Annotated in this window: 18 protein-coding genes and 1 pseudogene; 11 read left to right on the forward strand and 8 right to left on the reverse strand. The window is 68.7% G+C overall.

Translation table 11 applies throughout. From position 1 onward, the window contains the following. Position 1: 1 nt before the first annotated feature. Together J2X09_RS06455 and J2X09_RS06460 are read left to right on the forward strand one after the other, a co-directional pair. A pseudogene (locus J2X09_RS06455) lies at positions 2–703 on the forward strand (ABC transporter ATP-binding protein); the annotation flags it as partial. Then, positions 700–1,047, forward strand: coding sequence for an antibiotic biosynthesis monooxygenase family protein (locus tag J2X09_RS06460; RefSeq protein WP_204732583.1), 348 nt, complete (start codon positions 700–702; stop codon positions 1,045–1,047). The pseudogene J2X09_RS06455 and the gene J2X09_RS06460, both read left to right, overlap by 4 nt. Before the next feature lie 31 nt (positions 1,048–1,078). On the opposite strand, the gene J2X09_RS06465 is transcribed toward J2X09_RS06460, so the two are convergent. Together J2X09_RS06465 and J2X09_RS06470 are read right to left on the reverse strand one after the other, a co-directional pair. Further along, complete coding sequence (locus tag J2X09_RS06465) at positions 1,079–2,317, reverse strand: iron-containing alcohol dehydrogenase (protein ID WP_204732582.1); 1,239 nt, start codon at positions 2,315–2,317, stop codon at positions 1,079–1,081. Continuing rightward, positions 2,317–3,027 carry an alpha/beta fold hydrolase gene (locus J2X09_RS06470; RefSeq protein WP_204732581.1) on the reverse strand — a complete coding sequence of 237 codons (711 nt, stop codon included), beginning with the start codon at positions 3,025–3,027 and terminating at the stop codon, positions 2,317–2,319. The genes J2X09_RS06465 and J2X09_RS06470 overlap by 1 nt, the downstream gene beginning before the upstream one ends. A 140-nt stretch (positions 3,028–3,167) precedes the next feature. On the opposite strand from J2X09_RS06470, the gene J2X09_RS06475 reads away from it, so the two are divergent. Beyond that, positions 3,168–3,893, forward strand: a complete 726-nt coding sequence (locus J2X09_RS06475; RefSeq protein ID WP_204732580.1) for a GntR family transcriptional regulator — start codon at positions 3,168–3,170, stop codon at positions 3,891–3,893. Positions 3,894–3,924: 31 nt separating this feature from the next. Here J2X09_RS06475 and J2X09_RS06480 read toward each other — a convergent pair whose 3' ends face one another. Then, positions 3,925–4,725 carry an IclR family transcriptional regulator gene (locus J2X09_RS06480; protein ID WP_204732579.1) on the reverse strand — a complete coding sequence of 267 codons (801 nt, stop codon included), beginning with the start codon at positions 4,723–4,725 and terminating at the stop codon, positions 3,925–3,927. A 166-nt stretch (positions 4,726–4,891) separates the two neighbouring features. Between J2X09_RS06480 and J2X09_RS06485 the strand changes: the two genes are divergently transcribed. From J2X09_RS06485 to J2X09_RS06500, 4 genes are read left to right on the forward strand one after another with little or no spacing between them, the layout of a single operon-like run. After that, positions 4,892–5,866, forward strand: a complete 975-nt coding sequence (locus tag J2X09_RS06485; RefSeq protein ID WP_204732578.1) for a tripartite tricarboxylate transporter substrate binding protein — start codon at positions 4,892–4,894, stop codon at positions 5,864–5,866. A 20-nt stretch (positions 5,867–5,886) separates the two neighbouring features. Continuing rightward, complete coding sequence (locus tag J2X09_RS06490) at positions 5,887–6,678, forward strand: enoyl-CoA hydratase/isomerase family protein (protein ID WP_204732577.1); 792 nt, start codon at positions 5,887–5,889, stop codon at positions 6,676–6,678. After that, positions 6,675–8,774 (forward strand): acetate--CoA ligase family protein, encoded by a 2,100-nt coding sequence (locus tag J2X09_RS06495; RefSeq protein WP_204732576.1) that lies wholly within the window; start codon positions 6,675–6,677, stop codon positions 8,772–8,774. The genes J2X09_RS06490 and J2X09_RS06495 overlap by 4 nt, the downstream gene beginning before the upstream one ends. Then, positions 8,764–9,612: an alpha/beta fold hydrolase gene (locus tag J2X09_RS06500; RefSeq protein ID WP_204732575.1), complete on the forward strand. Its 849-nt coding sequence runs from the start codon at positions 8,764–8,766 to the stop codon at positions 9,610–9,612. The genes J2X09_RS06495 and J2X09_RS06500 overlap by 11 nt, the downstream gene beginning before the upstream one ends. On the opposite strand, the gene J2X09_RS06505 is transcribed toward J2X09_RS06500, so the two are convergent. Together J2X09_RS06505 and J2X09_RS06510 are read right to left on the reverse strand one after the other, a co-directional pair. After that, entirely contained in the window at positions 9,599–10,582 is a 984-nt protein-coding gene (locus tag J2X09_RS06505) for a D-2-hydroxyacid dehydrogenase family protein (RefSeq protein WP_204732574.1), read from the reverse strand. The genes J2X09_RS06500 and J2X09_RS06505 overlap by 14 nt on opposite strands. Before the next feature lie 5 nt (positions 10,583–10,587). After that, complete coding sequence (locus J2X09_RS06510) at positions 10,588–11,571, reverse strand: Bug family tripartite tricarboxylate transporter substrate binding protein (protein ID WP_204732573.1); 984 nt, start codon at positions 11,569–11,571, stop codon at positions 10,588–10,590. 227 nt (positions 11,572–11,798) lie between these two features. Between J2X09_RS06510 and J2X09_RS06515 the strand changes: the two genes are divergently transcribed. The 3 genes from J2X09_RS06515 to J2X09_RS06525 all read left to right on the forward strand — a co-directional run bounded on the left by J2X09_RS06515 (position 11,799) and on the right by J2X09_RS06525 (position 14,766). Next, positions 11,799–12,848, forward strand: coding sequence for an aromatic ring-hydroxylating dioxygenase subunit alpha (locus J2X09_RS06515; RefSeq protein WP_204732572.1), 1,050 nt, complete (start codon positions 11,799–11,801; stop codon positions 12,846–12,848). 36 nt (positions 12,849–12,884) lie between these two features. Then, the gene (locus tag J2X09_RS06520) at positions 12,885–13,871 is read left to right on the forward strand and encodes a Bug family tripartite tricarboxylate transporter substrate binding protein (protein WP_204732571.1); all 987 of its coding nucleotides are present in this window, start codon (positions 12,885–12,887) and stop codon (positions 13,869–13,871) included. A gap of 85 nt (positions 13,872–13,956) precedes the next feature. After that, entirely contained in the window at positions 13,957–14,766 is an 810-nt protein-coding gene (locus tag J2X09_RS06525) for a helix-turn-helix transcriptional regulator (protein WP_204732570.1), read from the forward strand. A gap of 61 nt (positions 14,767–14,827) precedes the next feature. On the opposite strand, the gene J2X09_RS06530 is transcribed toward J2X09_RS06525, so the two are convergent. Then, positions 14,828–15,745: a LysR substrate-binding domain-containing protein gene (locus J2X09_RS06530; RefSeq protein ID WP_204732569.1), complete on the reverse strand. Its 918-nt coding sequence runs from the start codon at positions 15,743–15,745 to the stop codon at positions 14,828–14,830. 73 nt (positions 15,746–15,818) lie between these two features. Between J2X09_RS06530 and J2X09_RS06535 the strand changes: the two genes are divergently transcribed. Further along, on the forward strand, positions 15,819–17,507 hold the full coding sequence (locus J2X09_RS06535) for an FAD-dependent oxidoreductase (RefSeq protein WP_204732568.1): 1,689 nt from the start codon (positions 15,819–15,821) through the stop codon (positions 17,505–17,507). A gap of 8 nt (positions 17,508–17,515) precedes the next feature. Here the strand turns inward: J2X09_RS06535 and J2X09_RS06540 are convergent, their stop codons facing one another. Together J2X09_RS06540 and J2X09_RS06545 are read right to left on the reverse strand one after the other, a co-directional pair. Beyond that, entirely contained in the window at positions 17,516–18,664 is a 1,149-nt protein-coding gene (locus tag J2X09_RS06540) for an alpha-hydroxy acid oxidase (protein WP_310307784.1), read from the reverse strand. A gap of 18 nt (positions 18,665–18,682) precedes the next feature. Beyond that, entirely contained in the window at positions 18,683–19,807 is a 1,125-nt protein-coding gene (locus J2X09_RS06545; RefSeq protein ID WP_204732567.1) for a mandelate racemase/muconate lactonizing enzyme family protein, read from the reverse strand. Positions 19,808–19,824 lie beyond the last annotated feature (17 nt).

Here is a 19,824-nt window from a genome sequence, read left to right on the forward strand (position 1 = left end):
CCTGCACGTGCAGCTCGCCGGCAACGAGGTGCTGCGCGAAGTCTCGATCGCCGTGCAGCCCGGCAAGCTGGTCTGCCTGGTCGGGCGCAACGGCGCGGGCAAGACCACCACGCTGCGCACGATCATGGGCTACCAGGCGGCCCAGCGCGGCGAGATCCACTGGAAGGGGCAGTCGATCATGGGCATGCCCACCCACAGCGTGGCCGCGCTGGGCCTGGGCTACACGCCCGAGGGCAGCGACGTGTTCGGCGACCTCACGGTCGAGGACAACATCGCGTTGCCGACCTGGACGCGCAAGACCGACAAACCGGCCGCCGAACGCATCGAGGCCGCCTACGCCGTGTTCCCGAAGCTGCTGACTTACCTGCACCGTGGTGGTCACCAACTCTCGGGCGGGGAACGCAAGATGGTGTCGATCGCGCGGGCACTGGCGCTCGACCCCGAGCTGCTGCTGCTCGACGAGGCCTTCGAAGGGCTGTCGCCGGCCATCCTGCCGGTGATCAGCGACGGCCTCAAGCGCATCCTGGCGCAGAATCGGGGCGTGTTGCTGGCCGAATCCAACTTCTACCACCTGCCGCGCTTCGCAGACCGCATCTACGTCATCGAACGCGGAGAGATCGTGTTCGCGGGCACGCTGGACGAGGTGGAGCGCGACGCCGCGGTGATGAAGATCATCAAGGGTGTGGACGAGGTGGCGGCGTGATCGCCGTGATCTTCGAAGTGTGGCCCGCCGCCGGCGGTGGCCGCGACGCCTATCTCGCGATCGCCGCCGAGCTGCGCAAGGACCTGGAACAGATCGACGGGTTCATTTCGGTCGAGCGTTTCCAGAGCCTGGTCGATCCCGACAAGATGCTCTCCCTCTCCTTCTTCCGCGACGAAGCCGCCGTGCTGGCCTGGCGCAACCTGGAGAAGCACCGCGCCGCGCAGACGCAGGGTCGTGGTGGCGTGTTCGCCAACTATCGCCTGCGCGTGGCCAGCGTCATGCGCGACTACGGGCTGAACGAGCGGGAGGAGGCACCCGGCGACAGCCGGGGACGGCACGGCTGACCACCCCCTGCGCCGCTTCGCGGCGCCCTCATCAACCGCCCGACAGCACGCCGTGGAAGGCGTTGCGCACGATGCGATCGTAGGCCGCTTCCACATCTGGCACCGGAAAGGCCTTGGCCAGTCTCGTGACGGCCAGCGCGTCGCGTGTGAGTGCGGGCAGGTCGGACTCGGCGATGCCGAAGTCGCGCAGGTTGGTCGGGATGCCGAGGCGGCCCACCATGTCACGCACACGTTGCGGCACCGCATCGAGCACCGCCTCCGCGCTTCCGTCACCGAGCCCCAGCATGCGACCCATCTCCAGCAGTTCGTCGCGGCGCGTGTCGCGCAGCGCGTCCAGCACGTAGGGCAGCATCACCGCGTTGGTGCTGCCGTGGCTTTTGTGCGTGATGCCTGCCACGGCGTAGGCCGCGCCATGCACGGCGTTCAGGCCTGCGCTGCCATAGGACAGCCCCGCGTAGATGCTGGCGTAGGCCATGCCGATGCGCGCGTCCTGGTCCTGCCCGTTCTGGTACGCACGCTCCATCCAAGCGATGCACAGACGGGTCGACTCGCGCGCGAACAGCATGGTCAATGAGGAGCGACCGCTGTAGCCCGGGTCGGGATGGCCCGCACGGTCGAACGCCCACGAGTCCATCGTCAGCCACGACTCCACCGCGTGGGTGAACGCGTCGATGCCGGCATCGGCCGTCACACGCGGTGGGCAGGTGTAGCTGAGTTCGGGGTCGATCAGTGCGATCTGTGGTCGCAGGCGGTTGTCCATCACCGCCACCTTGGTGGCGTTCTCGGGATCGACCAGGATCGCGCCCGGCGTGGCCTCCGAGCCGGTGCCCGAGGTGGTGGGAATCGCCACCATCGGCAGCGGCACGAGGCTGCCAATGTCGCCCACGAAGTCCCGCACCGGGCGGCCGGTGGGCAGCGTCAGGCACAGTGCCTTCGCCAGGTCGATGTTGCTGCCCCCGCCCAGCGCCACCACGTGATCGGGCAACCGGCCAGCGAAACGCAGACGCATCGCCTGCGTCGCCTCGTCGCACAGCGTGGTGCTGGGGTCGGCCATGCCGCCGTCGTACACCTCAGTGTGGATGCCAAGCGCGCTGGCGGCACTCACATAGTCGCGCACCCAGGGGGTGTGCTCGGCGAAGAAGCGGTCGGTCACCAGCAAGCCGGTGCGCCAGCCCATGCGCTGCACCAGCGCGGGCAGTTGGTGGCGGGTACCGCAGCCCAGGATCAGGCGGCCCGGCGGGCAGAAGTGGATCAGGTCGTTGGAGCGCATCAGGGATGAACGGTTGAGGGGAGATCGCGCAGCAGCAGCTGCAGTTGTTGCGCCACGGCTTCGGGCGCCAGCGCCGGGACGCTGTGGCCCACGCCATCCAGCGCCAGCAGCGGCGCGCGCAGGCCCTGCGCCAGCAGGGCACCGTGCTCGAGCGGGCAGTCGTCGTCGTCGCGGCCATGCACCACGCGCACGGGCAGATTGATGCCGGGCAGCAACGCGCGCTGGTCGCTGTCACGGATGGCCTGCCAGGTGGCGACCACCGCTTCGTCGTCCGCGTGCTCGCGCAGGCCGAGGCGCTGGCGGCGTTCGGCCACCGAGGCCATCAAGGCGTTGTCATCGCGTGTGAACCATTGTGTCCGGGCCAGGCACGGCGAGCCCGACACCAGCAGCACGCCGCCCGGCCTGGCCACGCCGGGCAACCCCAGGTAGTGCAATGCCACCGACACCCCGAGGCTCCAGCCGCCGAGCACGAAAGGCGCGTCACCGACATGCCGTTCGATCACGGCGCGCAGGTCGTCGGCGTAGTCGGCCAGCCGGTAGGCAGCGCCCCCCTGTCCGCGTGCCGCGCTGCCCCGCCCGCGCAGGTTCGGCAGCAGCACCCGGCACGTGGGGGCCAGGATGTCGGCCACGCCGCTCCATGTGCTGCGGGTGCCCTGGATGCCATGCACGAGCACCACGGCCGGCCCTTCACCTCGCTGTTCAAAGTCCAATGCCTACCTCGGTCAGTGATTGAGTACAGCTGATATATTACTAGCATACAATTACCTGACGCAAGCTCGACCGCCACACCGGGACCGCGGTCGGCGGCGTTACAGTCACATCTTCTGTTCACTTGAGAGAACGCATCCCGATGGCCACCCGACGCGCACCGCTTCGCACCACAGTCCCCCGCACACGGGGCGCGACCAAGGTGATACGGCCCGCCGAACAATTGGCGGAAGTCCCCACCAAACTCACCGATCTCGCCTACCAGCAGATCGAGGACGCCATCGTCACACTGCGGCTGCCTCCCGGCACCGCCGTGTCGGAACAGAGTCTGAGCGACATGACCGGCATCGGCCGCACGCCCATCCGCGAAGCCGTGCAGCGGCTGGCACGCGAGCACCTGATCGTGGTGCTGCCGCAGCGCGGACTGCTGGTGTCCGAGATGGACCTGAGCAAGCAGCTCAAGCTGCTCGAAACCCGACGTGAAGTGGAGCGGCTGGTGTGCCGCAGCGCAGCCAAGCGCGCCACCGATGAAGAGAAGCGCCATTTCGTGCGCCTGGCCGACGACTTCCTGGCCGCCGCGCGCAACCACGACGACCGAGCCTTCATGAACTCGGACCGGGAATTCAATGCCCTGTGTCTGGCCGCCGCGCGCAACGAATTTGCCGAAGGGGCGATGAGCCTGGTGCACGGCCTCTCGAGGCGCTTCTGGTACCTGCACTACAAGCAGTCGGCCGATCTGCCGGAGACCGCGCGCCTGCACGCGGCGGTGGCGTCGGCCATCGGCGCGGGCGACGTGGCTGGCGCAGGCAAGGCGCTGGACGCGCTGCTCGACAACATCGAGACGTTCGCGCGGTCCACGGTGTTGTGACACGCGGCGCGCTGATCGCGCCACACCGCAGTCATGGCTCCGCCTCGCGGGCCAGTGCGACCTGCAGTTCGGCCGCCAGCGCCATCAGCGAGCCAGACAGCTCGCGCACCACATCGTCCAGGGCTTCCTCGGTGGAGACGCTGATATTGAGTGTGTAGATGCCCTCGGCGGTGACCAGCGGCATCGCCATCGCCACCACCTCCGGCTGCCAGGACGCCGCGCAGAAACCCTGCTCGTGCACCTGGCGGATGGCGGCCAGGATGTCGGACTGCACCTCGGGCCAGTGGTGGCCGCAGCGCCGCTGGAACACGTCGAACAAGGCCTTGCGCCGGCGCGGTGGCACGGTTGAGAGGTACGCCCTGCCGAGCGAGGTGAGCTCCATGGGCACACGCTGCCCGGAGACCACGTTGCGCAGCGCCACACGCCGGTTGTAGCGGATGGACTCCAGGTAGACCATCTCGTCGTTGTCGGCCGCCGCCAGGCCGACGTTGACGCGCTCACGCTCCGCCAGCGCCCGCATGCGCGGTGCCGCCACCGACAGCACCTGGGACCCCGCCCGCATGGCGTGCGCGAAGCTGAGCACGGGTGGCGCGAGCCGGTAGGCGCGGCGGCGGCGGTCGTGCTGCAGCATGCCCGCCGTCACCAGTGTCTGCGTGAGGCGGCTGATGGTGGATGGTGAGAGCCCCGTCCGCTCCGCCAGGTCGCCGTTGCCCAGCCAGTCGGAACCGGGGCGGAACGCCCGCAGGATCTGGATGCCGCGCACCAGGGAACGGTTCGTGGGCGAGGCGCCGAACGTGTCGTCGGGCACCTCGGGAATCGGGCTCTTCTTCATGCGCTGGATTCTCGATGGGTTGGTCGTCAGATGGCATTCGCATCATCTCAAAACCACCGCTCCAATTCCATTCAATGGAATTGAACAGGTGCGGCAACCAGGGGGAAAACGTAGCATTCGCCTCTCAGAAGAACACCGTGTGCCCAAGGCCCCACTGGAGACAACCATGCCCATTTCCCGTCGAACCCTCGCTGTGCGGACCAGCCTCTTTCTCCTGTCGGCGGCGTTCGCCACCGCCGCTCTCGCACAGTTCCCCGACAAGCCCATCCGCCTCATCGTGCCGTTCGCACCCGGTGGCGGCACCGACCTGATCGCGCGCACGCTGGGCCTGGGCATGTCCAGGGAGCTGGGCCAGACGGTGGTGATCGAGAACAAGCCTGGCGCCGGCACGATCATCGGCACCGACATCGTGGCCAAGAGCCCGGCGGACGGCTACACGCTGGTGATCTCCACCTTCGCCCACGCGGTGAATCCCAGCCTGATGCCCAGGCTGCCCTACGACAACGACAAGGCCTTCGCGCCGGTGATCCTGATCGGCAAGGGCCCCAACGTGCTGGTCGTGCGCGCGGAGAGCCCGTACAAATCCGTGAAGGACATCCTCGACGCGGCGAAAGCCAACCCGGGCAAGCTCAACTACGCCTCGCAGGGCAACGGCACCTCGGCGCACCTGGCTGGCGAGATGTTCGACAACCTCGCCAAGGTGCAGATGAAGCACATCCCCTACCGGGGCGCAGGACCGGCGCTCACCGACCTCATGGGCGGGCAGGTCGACATGATCTTCGGCACCGCCACCGCCGTCTCCTCCGGACTGGAAAGCGGCAAGCTGCGCGCGCTGGGCGTGACCGGCGCCGAGCGCTCGGCCGTGCTCAAGAACGTGCCGGCGATCGCAGAGACCATCCCGGGTTACGTGATGGAGAGCTGGTATGGCCTGTACGCACCCGCCGGCACCCCGCAGGACGTGATCGCGAAACTCAATGCCGCCGCGAAGAAGGCCGTGGCGACCGAGGAGTTCCGCAAGAAGGTCGAGCAGGAAGGCCTGGTGATCAGCGCCGGTGCCCCTGCCGAGCTGGAGACCTACGTGCGGGCCGAAGAAGCTCGCTGGCGCAGGATCGTCAAGGAAAACAACATCACATCGAACTGACACACACCCGGAAACCCGACATGTCCTATTCCCTGATCGATCTGCAGGTTGACGCCGGCATCGCCACGCTCACGCTGAACCGCCCCGACAAACGCAATGCGATGAGCGATGCCATGCGCACCGAGTTCATCGACGCACTGGAGCATGTGACGGCCGACAAGGCGATCCGCGCCCTGGTGCTCACCGGCGCGGGCAAGGGCTTCTGCGCGGGGGGCGACATCGCCGGCATGGAAAAGCGCATGAACGCCCCGGCGGGCGAGGTGGGCTTCAATGGCTGGCACCGGCAGCAGCGTGTGCACCACACCCAGATGCTGCTGCACACCATGCCCAAGCCGGTGATCGCCGCGGTGAACGGCGCGGCATCGGGCCTGGGTGCCGACACCGCGCTCGCCTGCGACTTCATCATCGCCAGCGAGTGGGCCAGCTTCACCTGGTCGTACATCCACCGGGGCATCATCCCGGACGGTGGCGGCATGTACTTCCTGCCGCGTCGCGTCGGCCTGTCGACCGCGAAGGAACTGATCTTCACCGGCCGCAAGGTGGACGCCGACGAGGCACTCTCGCTGGGCATCGTGGACCGCAAGACCTCCGCGGATCAGTTGCTCGCCAGCGCGCAGGCCTGGGCACGCGAGCTGAGCAAGGGATCTGCCACCGCGCTCGCGCTGAGCAAGACCATCCTGAACCAGACCTTCGAACTGCCCGCACAGCAAGTCTTCGCACAGGGCAGCCAGGCCCAGGGCATCTGCTACACCAGCACCGAGCACCGCGACTCGGTCATGGCCTTCCTGAGCAAGGCCGCTTCCAGGGAATGACTTCCGTGACCTCCATCTCAAGGCTGCTGCAGCCGCGCAGCGTGGCCGTCATCGGCGCATCGGCCGACGCCGGCAAGACCGCCGGCCGACCGGTCGCCTACCTGCGCAAGCACGGCTTCACCGGCGACATCTACCCCGTCAACCCGCGCACCGACCACATCGACGGCCTGCGCTGCTACCCCGACGTGGCCTCGCTGCCCACCGTGCCGGACGTCGGCATCGTGCTGCTCGGCGCCGAACGCGCCCACCGGGCCGTGCAGGACCTCTCCGCACGCGGCACGGCCGCCGCCATCGTGCTCGCCAGTGGCTACACCGAGACCGGCGAGGAAGGCGCGCGCCGGCAGGCGCAGCTGATGGAGGCCGCGGGCGCCATGCGCATCCTCGGGCCGAACACCATCGGGCTGGTCAACCTCACCGACCACATCGTGCTATCGGCCAGTGGTGCGCTGGAAATGGACCACTTCCCCGTGGGATCGGTGGGCGTGGTCTCGCAGAGCGGCGGCATCCTGGGGGCCCTGCTCTCCCGCGCGGCCGCGCGCGGCATCGGCCTGTCCAAGCTGATCTCCACCAGCAACGAAGTGGACCTCGATCTCGCCGACTTCATCGATCACCTGGCCGACGACGAGGCCACGCGCGTGATCGCGCTGTACGTGGAAAGCGTGCGCCACCCGGAGCGGTTCCGCCAGGCCGCGCTGAAGGCCGCGCGCGCCGGCAAGCCGGTGGTGGCGTTCAAGATCGGCCGCTCCGAAGCCGGCGCGCAGGCGGCGGTCTCGCACACCGGCGCGCTCGCCGGTGCCGACCGCATGTACGACGCGCTGTTCAAGGAAGTGGGCGTGATCCGCGCCCAGACCTTCGGTGACCTGCTGGACATTCCGGCGGCCCTGTCCACCGGCCGTGTGCTGCGTGGCAACCGCGTCGCCATCCTCACCTCCACCGGTGGTGCGGGCACGCTGGTGTCGGACAGCTATGGCGTGTCCGGCTTCGAGACCCCGCCCCCCGACGAAGCCACCGCCGCACGCCTGCGCGCGCTGCAGACCGGGGACCAGGCCGCGCTCGACCGCAACCCCATCGACGTGACCCTGGCCGGCCTGCAGCCCGACCTGCTGCGCGGCGCGATCCGCGCCCTGCTGGAGAGCCCGAGCTACGACGCGCTGACGATCATCGTGGGCTCGTCCAGTCTGGCCATGCCGGAACTGATGGCCGGCGCGATCCAGGACTGCCTGCCGCTGAGCGACAAGCCGGTGATCGCCTATGTAAGCCCGCACGCGCCACAGGTGACGGCACTGCTGACCCAGCGTGGCGTGCCCGCCTTCGTCGACGCGGAGAGCTGCACTGCGGCGCTGGCCGGCATGCTGCAGGCCCGCCGCTGGACAGAGCCGACGGCGACGCCACCCGTGGCACCCGCGGCCCTGAACGGTATCGGCAAGGGTTCGCTCAACGAAGCCGAATGCAAGCAGCTGTTCGCCCGCTTCGGCATTCCCTGCACCGCCGAAACCGTGGTGGCCACGCCCGCCGAAGCCGAACAGGCCGCTCACCACCTCGGTGAACGCGTGGTGCTGAAGATTCTCACCGGCGAGATCACGCACAAGAGCGACGTGGGTGGCGTGGCGGTGAACCTGCCACCGGAACAGATCGGCGAGCGCCTGCGCCAGATGGCCGACGACGTGCAGGCCAAGGCCGGCACGCGGCCCTCCCGCTTCCTGGTGCAGGAAATGGTGTCGGGTGGCACCGAGCTCATCCTCGGCATGCACCGCGACGCGCTGGGCACGGCCATCCTGCTGGGCATGGGCGGCGTCACCGCCGAGCTGTTCAAGGACACCACGCTGCGCATGCTGCCCACATCGGGCGGCCTGAGCCGGGAGGTGGCGGCTGCCATGGTGCGCGAGCTCAAGACCTGGCCTCTGCTTGATGGCTACCGCGGCCGGCCCCCGGCCGATGTCGATGCACTGGTCTCGGCCATCGTGGCGTTCTCGCAGATGACGGCGCAACTGGGCGACCGGCTGGTCGAGGCCGAGATCAACCCGGTGTTCGTGCTGGCCAGGGGCCAGGGCGTGAAGGCGGCGGACGGCGTGGTGGTGCTGGCCGATGCCGGTTGAAATGGACCTGGCCGACACGCTGTCCGCACGGGCCCGCGTCGAGCAGGTGGCGTGGCCGGGGGGCCACGTGTGCTGGCGCGGCTTTGGCAGCGGCAGCCCCGTGGTGCTGGTGCACGGCGGCCATGGCAGCTGGCTGCACTGGGTGCGCAACATCGACGCACTCGCCGCGCAGCACACCGTGTGGGCGGTCGACCTGCCGGGCTTCGGCGATTCGGACGCCCCCGCGGGCGAAGGCCTGGCGCCATTGCTGGGCCCGACCCTGTCCACGCTGGACGCACTCGTCGGCCCCGACACACCGATCCAGCTGGTGGGTTTTTCCTTCGGCGGCCTGGTGGCGGCCCACATGGCGGCGCAACGGCCCCACGTGCAACGCCTCGCCTTGCTCGGCACCGGTGGCCACCAGGGGCGCCGGCGGCCCAAGGGCGAACTGGTCAACTGGAAGCCCGCGTGGCGCGCGGGCAATACGGCGGCCATCGAACAGGCCATGCGCCACAACCTCGCCATGCACATGCTCAGCGTGAGGGCGGAAGACATCGACCCGCTGGCGCTGCGCATCCACACCGAGGCCTGCGTGCGCACGCGGTTCCGCAGCAAGGAAATCTCGCGCTCGGGCGGTCTCGTCGAGACATTGGGTTCCTACGCGGGCCCCATCCTGCTGGCCTGGGGAGAACACGATGTCACCGCCGAGCCCGCCGCCATCGCGAGCACACTGTCGGTCGCGCTGCCCGGTGCGCAGACCCGCGTCGTGGACGGCGCAGGCCATTGGGTGCAGTACGAGCGGGCCGACGAGGTCAACCCGATGCTGCTGGCCTGGCTGGGCGCCCTCAGCCCGCGCTGACCGGGGTTTTCAGGGCCGCCGGGTTGGCCACCTCGGTGAGCCGGCCTTGCGCGAACGCCACGATGTTGTCGAAAGCGATGCCGAAGTAGCGCTCGTAGTTGTCCTTCTCCACGTAGCCGATGTGCGGGGTGCACAGCGCGTTCGGCAGGCGCAGCAGCGGGTGGCCGGCCCCCAGCACCGGCTCTTCCTCGTACACGTCGACCGCCGCGAAGCCGGGCCGGCCCTGCACCAGGGCCTGCTCCAGCGCACCACGCTCGATCAGCTCGGCACGGCTGGTGTTCACCAGCAGCGCGGTGGGCTTCATGAGCGCGAGATCGCCGGCGCCGACGATGCCCAGCGTGTCGGCGTTGAGCCGCACGTGGAGGCTGATCACATCGCTCTGCGCGAAGAAGTCCTCTCGGCTGGGCGCCACCTCGAAGCCATCGGCCCGCGCGGCGGCGGTCGATGTCTCCCGGCCCCACACCCAGACCTTCATGCCGAACGCACGGCCATAACCCGCCACCTGGCGACCGATGCGGCCATAGCTCCACACCCCCAGCCGTTGCCCGCTGAGCTGCTGGCCCAGGTGGCCTTGCCATTGCCCGCCTTTGAGGCGGTTCGCTTCACCCACGAGATGCCGACGGCTGGCGAGCGCCAGCGCCCAGGCGATCTCGGCGGTGGCCGACCCCGCGCCGCTGCCCTCGGTCACCAGCACACCGCGCGCGGTGCAGGCAGCCAGGTCCACGTGGCCGGCCAGCTTGCCGGTCTGGCTGATGAGGCGCAGCCTGGGCAGGCGCTCAAGCAGTGCGGCGTCGATGCGGGTGCGCTCGCGCGTCAGCACGATGGCCTCGGCATCGGCGAAGCGCTCGGCCAGGGCATCGGTGCCTTTCACCGAATCGTTGAACACCCGGACCTCATGGCCCGCGAGCTTGCCGAAGCAGTCCAGGTGCCGGACGCAGTCCTGGTAGTCGTCGGGAATGACAATCTTCATCGGGTTTATTGCAGGGTGATCTGAAGCTGCTCGACGGTGCGTTTCCACATGGCCAGGTCCTTGCGCACGATCTCCGTGTACTGCTCGGACGACATGCCGCCGGCCTCGATGCCGTAGTTCTGGAACACGTCGCGGATCTCGGCCGAGTCCAGGGCCTTCTTCACCTCGCTGTGCAAGGTCTGCATGATCGGCGCCGGGGTGCCACTGCGCGCGAACAGACCATACCAGCCGTGCACGCTGAAACCGGGGTACCCCTGCTCGGCCACCGTCGGCAGATCGGGCAGTCCGGCAAAGCGCGTGGCCGGTGCCACGGCGAGGGCGCGCAGCTTGCCGGTCTTGATCTGCGCCAGCGCCGAGCTCATGTCGAGGAACATGAACTGGATCTGGCCACCGAGCAGGTCCTGCACCGCCGGGGCGGCGCCCCGGTAGGGAACGTGCGTGACCTTGATGTCGGCGCGCTGCGCGAACAGCGCAGCGGCGAGATGCGCCGAGGTGCCGTTGCCCGACGAGCCGTAGTTGATGTTGCCGGGGCTGGCCTTGGCCATCGCCACCAGGGCCTGCAGGTCCTTCGCGGGGAAATCGGGCTTCACCACCAGCGCGTGCGGGATGAAACCCACCACCGTCAACGGCGCGAAGTCGCGCAGGGTGTCGAACGGGTAGTTGGGCATGAGCGCCGGATTGGTCACGGCCAGGATGGACGGGAACGCCAGCGTGTACCCGTCTGCCGGCCCGCGCGCCACCTCGCCCATGGCGATCACGCCACCGCCACCCGGCTTGTTCTCGATGATCACGGGCTGCCCCATCGACGCGGACATGGACTTGCCCACGGCGCGGGCCATCAGGTCGGTGGGACCGCCTGCCGCAAACGGCACGAGGATGCGGATCGGCCTGGAGGGAAAGGCCTGCGCCCGCGCGGCCAGGGGCAGCGCGAGGCTGGCACCGATCACGGCATTGAAACGCCTGCGCGACAAGGAATGCTGGGTGGTCATGAATATGTCTCCGGGTCTCGTTATGGAAGGGCGCACGGTTTGCACGTGATCACCTGCGCGCAGCTTAGGTCGACCGGCCGGCTCGCGCACCACCCCAATTCCAAGGAATGGAATTCCATGGGAGGCGCGCTGGTCCGCCGGCCAGGTCTTGTCCCCATATGGAGGGACAGACAAGCGCAGGCGCCCTGTCTACATTGGCTTTCGCCTCACGAAGGAGACAGAAGCCGATGTTCATACGCAATTGCTGGTACGTGGCCGCCTGGGCCCACGAGATCCCCGAGAGCGGGCTCTTCCACCGCACCGTCCTGGGAGAGCCGCTGCTGCTGTACCGGCTCTCCAGCGGCGAGACGGTCGCGCTGGAAGACCGCTGCTGCCATCGGCTGGCGCCGCTGTCCGCCGGCCGGCGCGAGGGCGACTGCGTGCGCTGCGGCTACCACGGCCTGAAGTTCGCCCCCGACGGCGCCTGCGTGGAAGCGCCCGGCGTCGACCGCATCCCGATCAAGGCCCGCGTGCGCACCTACCCCGTCGAGGTGCGCAACCGGTGGGTGTTCGTGTGGATGGGCGACCCCGCACTCGCGGACGCATCGCAACTGCCGGACAACTTCTCCTGCAGCCATCCGGAGTGGCACTACAAGCCCGGGTACCTGCACTACGACACCCCTTACATGCTCATCTGCGACAACCTGCTCGACTTCTCGCACCTGTCCTATGTGCACGAGAACACGCTGGGCGGGTCGACGCGCATCGCCCAGTCCAGGCCCGAGGTCGAGCGGGTGCCACGGGGCATCCGCGTGACCCGCCACGTGCCGGATGTGCCGCCCTCGGCGTACTGGCGCTCCTTCCACACCTTCGAAGGCCATGTCGACCGCTGGTTCATCTACGACTTCCTGCTGCCCGGCACGCTGCTGATGGATTCGGGCGGACGGCCGGCCGGACAGCCCGAAGGCGACATGACCGGCGCGGTGCGGCTGCACAGCTGCCAGACGCTCACACCCGAGACCGAGAACACCACCCATTACTTCTTCCAGCAGGCCTACCACGCGCCGCAGGCGATGGCCGAGACCACCGAGACCATCTTCAAGGGCCTCATCGCCGCCTTCGAGGAAGACCGCTCGATCATCACCGCGCAGTACCGGAACATGCTGCTGAACCCCGACGCGCCCATGCTGCCGATGGCGATGGACGCGGCGCTGGTCCAGTTCCGCCGGCTCGTCGACAGCGAGCTGGCACGGGAACAGGCCGCACGGGCCACGTACCCGGTTGCCGCGACCGCCTGAATGCCCGCCCCACCGAAAAACACAAGGAGACAACCCATGCACCGTCCGCTCACCGGCCTTCTGGCCATCGCCTGCGTGGCCCTGATCCCGCTGGCCTCGCTCGCACAGGGCAGCACCCCCTTTCCGAACAAGCCCATCCGCATCGTGGCATCTGCAGCGGCGGGCGGCGCGAACGATTTCGTGGCGCGCACCGTGGGCGAGCGCCTGTCGAAGCAACTGGGCCAGCCGGTGGTGGTGGACAACAAGGCGGGGGCGAACGGCGCGCTCGGTGCCACCGAAGTCGCGCGGGCGGCGCCCGATGGGTACACGCTGCTCGTGACCCTGGGTGACACGCTCATCAACAACGTGGCGATGTACAAGAGCCTGAGCTACGACCCCTTCAAGGACTTCAGCTACATCACCCAGGCCGTGCGCAGCCCGGCGGTCATCTCCGCCAATGCGGACCTGCCCGTGAAGACCATGGCCGATTTCCGGCGCCTGGCCGCCGAACAGCGCGGCAAGCTGACGTACGGCTCCTGGGGGCCCGGTGGCCTGGGCCACCTGGCGGGCGAGCAGCTCAACCGCACGCTCGACGCCGGCATGGTGCACGTGCCCCAGCGCGGCGAAGCCCCCGTGATGGCGGACCTGCTGTCGAAGACCGTCAGCCTGGGTCTCACGTCCGCGGGGCTGGCGAAGCAGCATGTGCTGGCGGGCAAGGTGACGGCGCTGGCCATCATGGGCCGCGAGCGTTCGCCGGCCTTGCCCCAGGTGCCCACCATGCGCGAACAGGGCTTCGACGACCCGCTGTTCGACGCGGCGGTCTACATCGCCTTCGTGGCGCCGGCGAAAACACCCGAGCCCGTGCTGCGCCGGCTGACCGAGGAAATCCGGAAGATCCTCGCCGACCCCGAGGTGGGCCGCCTGATGAACGAGCGCGGGCTCGAGATCCTGAACAGCACACCGAAGGAGTTCGAGGCGAGCCACCGCGCGGAGGCCGAGGTGATTCTCAAGCGGATCAAGGATTTCGGGCTGCTGCCGCAGTAGATCTGCGCCGCACCTGGAGCCCCCGGACAGCGCTCGGGTTTGCCCTCTGTGTGCGTGCAAGTCGCGTTTCTAAACTCGAAGCGCCATGCCTTCCACCTGGACTGTCCGTACGCCGCCCCCTGGCCACCAGGTGGACGCGGGTGCGCTCGACGCGCTGCTCGACGTGCCCACCAGCCAGGCGCCGGGCCGGGGCCTGCTGAGCTTCATCAACGCCCACGTCCAGGTCGACTACCTCTCCCTGGTGGAGTACACCGACGCGGTGCCTTCGCAGGTGGACGGCTGCACCCACCGGCCGGACCTGCCCAACATCACCGCGCAGTGCTTCGCCCGATACAAGCGGCAGTACAGCCAGTTCGACGAGGTGACCCGGCTGGCAGGTCATGTGCAGCGCGAGGTGGCGGGCAATGGCAGCGTCACCGTGGTGCACTACGCGGTGGACGACATCCCCGACATCCGCTGGCGCCAGGAGATCTTCGAGAGCTCCCGGCTCACCGGGCGCGTCACCCTGCTGTACGCGCCGGTGGCCCGCACCGCGTACGCACTCAACCTCTACCGGGACGAATCGTTCGGCCCCTTCGGGTCGGATGAGGTCGTGCTGCTGGCGGGCATCGCCCCCCTTCTGCGCAAGGTGCACAGCAACGCCTTGCTGGCCCAGCGGGAACGCCTGCATGCGGACGTGCGATCGTCGCTGCTCGACCGGCAATTCGCGCAACGCGCGCCCAGGCTGTCGCAGCGGGAGCGTGAAGTCTGCGTGGGCATGGTCAACGGAGAACCGCTGCACGCCATCGCAGACCGCATGGGCGTGGCACCGTCGACGGTGCAGACGCTGCGCAAGCGCGCCTACCTGAAGCTGGGCATCCACTCACGGCAACAGCTGGTGCAACTGGCTGGCTGAACGAGGTTGCGGAGGTACCCGTCCACATGGCACGGGACGCATGCGCCGACATCGGGCGGACTCATGTCCCGGGGCCGACGACCTCTCGCAGCGCGGCCAGCATGGCTTCGGCCGCCGGCGAAAACGACCTGTCGCGCTTGTACACCACGCTGATCACCCGCTCGACCACGGGCCGCGTCAACCGCCGGGTCACCAGCCGGCGTTCGTTCACCAGGATCGAAGGCGGCGCCACCACGACGCCCAGCCCCTGCGCGGCCATCGCCACCGCGGTACCGAGCAGGGACACCTCGTGTTCGATGCGCAGCGCGACGCCGGCCTCTTTGGCCACCGCCTCCATGCGCGCCCGGATGCCGTAACCCGAGCGCACGGTGATGACGGGCCACTGGCCGAGTTGCCGCCAGGTCATCGCGGCACCGCCGCGAAACTGCTCCGACGGCAGCGCGGCGGCCACCAGGGCTTCGCGCGCCAGCACGTGTTCTGCCAGACCGGGCGTGGGTGCTTCGAGGGTTCCCACGCCGAAATCGGTGCGTTCTGCATGGATCGCTTCGACGAAATCGCCCGGCCCCACTTCGTCGATCTCCACCTTGATGCCGGGATGCACGGCCTTGAGCTGGCCGATCGCGCGCGGCAGCAGCGCCTGTGCGACGGCCGCGGTGGCCGTGATGCGCACGCGGCCGCGGTGCGCACCCGACAGCTCGGCCATCGACACCGCCATGGCCTCCATTTCGGCCAGTGCACGTTCTGCGTAACCCACCGCGTGCACGGCCGCCTCGGTGCGCCGCAGTCGGCGGGCGCTGCGGTCGAACAGCGTCACGCCCAGCCGGTCTTCCAGCTCACGCAGCAACAGCGTGACCGCCGGCTGGGTGACCGACAGTTCCTGCGCGGCCATGGACACATTGCCCGCGTGGTACACCGCGACGAGGGCGCGCAGTTGCCGCACCGAGGGAAGCGCAGATAAGGTTTTTTTATGAATCGGCATGCAAGTTTCATTTTCCTTCCGCCTCGCATTGGACTCCAATCTGGGTCTCCCCTGTCGAACGAAGAAACGCCGGATGAACACCTCCCTTGCCGATACCCGCAAGCCCTTGCAGACCCAGGTGCTGATCGTAGGCGCCGGACCGGTCGGGCTGACCCTGGCCATCGACCTCGCACAACGTGGCATCCAGGTGCTGGTCGCGGAGACGCGCCACCGCGGTGAGCCGCCCAGTGTGAAGTGCAACCACGTGGCGGCGCGGTCCATGGAGGTGTTCCGACGCCTGGGCGTGGCGTCGGCGCTGCGCGACGCGGGCTTGCCCGCGGACCACGCGAACGATGTGTCTTACCGCACCACCTTCACCGGCGAGGAGCTCTCTCGCATCCACATCCCCGCGAGACAGCACCGCTACACCGACAAGAGCGGCCCGGACGGCTGGTGGCCCACGCCCGAGCCGCCGCACCGAATCAACCAGATCTACCTCGAGCCCATCCTCTTCGCGTTCGCAGAGGCCACGCCGGGTGTGTGCATCCTCAACCGCACTCGCATCGAAGGCTTCGAGCAGCACGCCGACGGCGTGCGGGCGCGTGGCGTGAACCTGGACTCGGGCGAGTCCATCGAGGTGCACGCCGACCACCTGATCGGCTGCGACGGCGGTCGCTCGGCCGTGCGCAAGGCCATCGGTGCCACGCTGTCGGGCACCGAGGTCGTGGGCCGTGTGCAGTCCACGTACTTCCGCGCGCCCGATCTGCTGGCCCGCGCCGCCCGGCACCGCCCGGCCTGGGCCACGTTCTCGCTGAACCCCTGGCGCAGCGGCAACGTGTACGCCATCGATGGTCGCGAGACCTTCCTACTGCACAACTACCTGCGTGCGGACGAGACCGACTTCGAGTCGGTGGACCGCGACTGGGCGATCCGCACCATTCTTGGGGTGGGCGAGGACTTTCGCTACGAGGTGATCTCGAAGGAGGACTGGATCGGGCGGCGCCTGGTGGCCGACAAGCTGCGCGACCGAAGGGTGTTCATCTGCGGCGACGCGGCGCACCTGTGGATTCCGATGGCGGGCTACGGGATGAACGCCGGCATTGCCGACGCGATGAACCTGTCGTGGCAGCTTGCGGCGCATGTACAGGGCTGGGGTGGCGAGGCCATGTTGAACGCGCACGAAGCCGAGCGCCTGCCCATCACGGCACAGGTCTCGCACTACGCGATGAACCACGCGCTGGCCCTGCAGAAGGCCCGTGAAGGCGTGCCGCCCTTCATCACCGAACCGGGCAAGGCCGGGGAGGCCGCGCGCCAGGTGGCTGGCAAGGCGCTCTACGACCTGAACGTGAAGCAGTACTGCTGCGCAGGGTTGAACTTCGGCTACTTCTACGACCAGTCTCCGCTCATCGCCTACGACGGTGAGGCGCAGCCGGCGTACTCGATGGACAGCTTCACCCCGTCCACCGTGCCGGGTTGCCGCACACCCCACCTCTGGCTGGACGACGGCCGCTCGCTCTACGACGCCATGGCACCGGGTTACACCCTGCTGCGCTTCGATGCCGCTGTCGATGTGCGCCCTTTGCAGGAGGCGGCCGCGCGCCGGGGCGTGCCTCTGCAGGTGCTGGAGGTGCGTTCGGCAGAGGCTGCGGGTCTCTACGCACACCCGCTGGTGCTCTCACGCCCCGACCAGCACGTGGCCTGGCGCGGCGACCGCCTGCCCGGGGACGCGATGGCGCTGATCGACCGTGTGCGCGGCGCGCTCTCCGGCGTGGCGGCGGGTTAGCCGCGGTGTCAGGCCGGGCGCAGCAACGTGCGCTGCAGGCCGTCGATGCCGGTGCATCCCAGCAGCGCCAGGCTGGTCCTGATTTCGCTCTGCAGAATGCGCACCGCGCTTTCCACGCCGGCCTGGCCACCGACCGAGACGGCGTACAGCATGGGCCGCCCGACGAAGACCATGTGCGCGCCCAGCGCGATCGCCTTCAGGGCGTCGGTGCCTCGCCGGATGCCCCCGTCCACGCACACAGGCAGACCCTGTGCCACATCGAGGATTCCCGGCAGCGCGTCCAGGGGCGCGACCGCACCATCGAGCTGCCGGCCACCGTGGTTGGACACCACCAGGCCGTCCACGCCGGCCTGCCGTGCGAGCGCGGCATCGTCGGCATTCAGGATGCCCTTGATGACCAGCGCACCCTTCCACCGGCGGCGGATCAGCGCGATGTGCGCCCACGTGAACCGGTCGCGGTCGGAGCGCGCCGCGGCGGTGGGCGCCGAGATGATGGGCCGGCCCGTGGGATCCCCTCCGAAGTTGGGCAGGGTCGGGATACCGCCGGTGAGCAGCGTCCTGGCGAAGGTGCCCAGCAGCCAGCGTGGGTGCAGCACGCCATCGATGGCGAGCGAGAGGCGCGGTCGCAGCGGAATGGTGAAGCCCAGACGACGGTCCTTGTCGCGGTTGGACGCGATGGGCACGTCGACCGTCACGACGAGCACCGGCACTTTCGCCCCCTGCAGGCGCGCGAGCAGCCGGTCGATGCGCGCCTCGTCGCCCGGGATGTAGCCCTGATACCAGCTGCGCGGCGCGGCCTCCATCACCTGCTCCAGCGGCACGCTGGACGCCGCGCTCAACACGAAGGGAATGCCGCTGTCGTGCGCGGCCCTCGCGAGAGAGAGATCGGCCTCGTGCGCGAACAGCGCACAACCGCCCATGGGTGCAATGCCAAAGGGCGCGGTGTAGGACTCGCCGAAGATCGAGCGGGTCTGCGACACGGCAGACACGTCCACGAGGGCGCGCGGCGCAAAAGCATGGCGCGCGAACGAGCGCGCATTGGCGTCCACCGAAGCGCCTCGCTCCGAGCCGTTGGCCGCGAAGCCGTACAGCGCACGGGGCAGCCGCGCCCGCGCGGCGGATTCGAAATCGTCGAGGTTCAGGAGCACGGTGGCCACTTGCAGTGAGGCTTGGGCTCAGACGCGGTAGGCCTCGAGCGCCTGCGGTAGCAGCTCGAAACCCAGGCCGGGTGCTTCGGACATGGTGATGTGCGGCCCCACGGGCTCGGGGAAACCCTGGTAGATCTGCTTCATCATGGCCACCACAGGCAGATGCCACTCCACCTTGGTGCCATTGCCCACGCCGGCCTGCAGGTGCATGTTGTGCAACGGGTAGGCCCCGCCGCTGGTGATGGGCACGTTGAAGGCGTTGGCCAGCGCCGCGATGCGCACGCATTGCGTGAAGCCACCGGTGATCACCACGTTGGGCTGCACGAAGTCCACGCTGCGCGCCATCAGCCAGTCGCGGAAGCGGTAGGCCAGGCCCTCGTTCTGCCCACAGGTCAGTGGCATGCCGGTGCGCGCACGCAGGTCGGCCATGGCCAGCGCATCGTTCTGGGTGATGGGCTCCTCGAAGAAGCCGAGGTTGCAGTCGGCGGTCATCCGGATGAGGCGCTCGGCGTGGTACGCGTCCAGGCCGCAGTTGGCGTCGATGTAGAGCGAGACCTCGTCGCCCGCCGCCTCGCGCACCGCGTGCACGCGCTTCGCGTCTTCCCGGATCACCGACATCAGGCTGCGGCTCTCGCGCCGTGGGAGCGCGCGGAAACCCACCACCATCTTCAGATGTTCGATGCCTTCGGACGACAGGGACCGGACCGCGCCGCGCAGTCCGTCGATGTCGAGGAACTCGAAGCCGAATGTGGCGTAGATTTCCAGTTTCTGACGTGCAGCGCCCAGCAGGCGCCAGATCGGCTGCCTGAGCGCCTTGCCTTTGATGTCCCACAGCGCGACGTCGATGGCCGCGATGGCGTGTTGCGCGTAGCCGGTCTGACCCCGCGAGGCCGTGAGCCAGTACATCTGTTCCCAGCGCGCCTCGTGCGCCAGCGGGTCGGTGCCGATGAGCGCCGGGGCCAGCACGTGGGTGATGATGGACTCGGCCACTTTCTCCTGCGTGATCGCGGTCAGGCCATGTCCGATCAGACCTTCATCGGTCTCCACTTCCACGATGCAGCAGCCAAGGGCTTCCTGATGCTGGCGGCCACCGGGCACGTCGAGCGTGAAAGGAACATGCAGTGCGGTGGCGGTGATGCGGGTGATTTTCATCGGTGGCGAGCGTGAGA

This window comes from Hydrogenophaga laconesensis, assembly GCF_031457235.1.
Taxonomy (GTDB): domain Bacteria; phylum Pseudomonadota; class Gammaproteobacteria; order Burkholderiales; family Burkholderiaceae_C; genus Hydrogenophaga; species Hydrogenophaga laconesensis.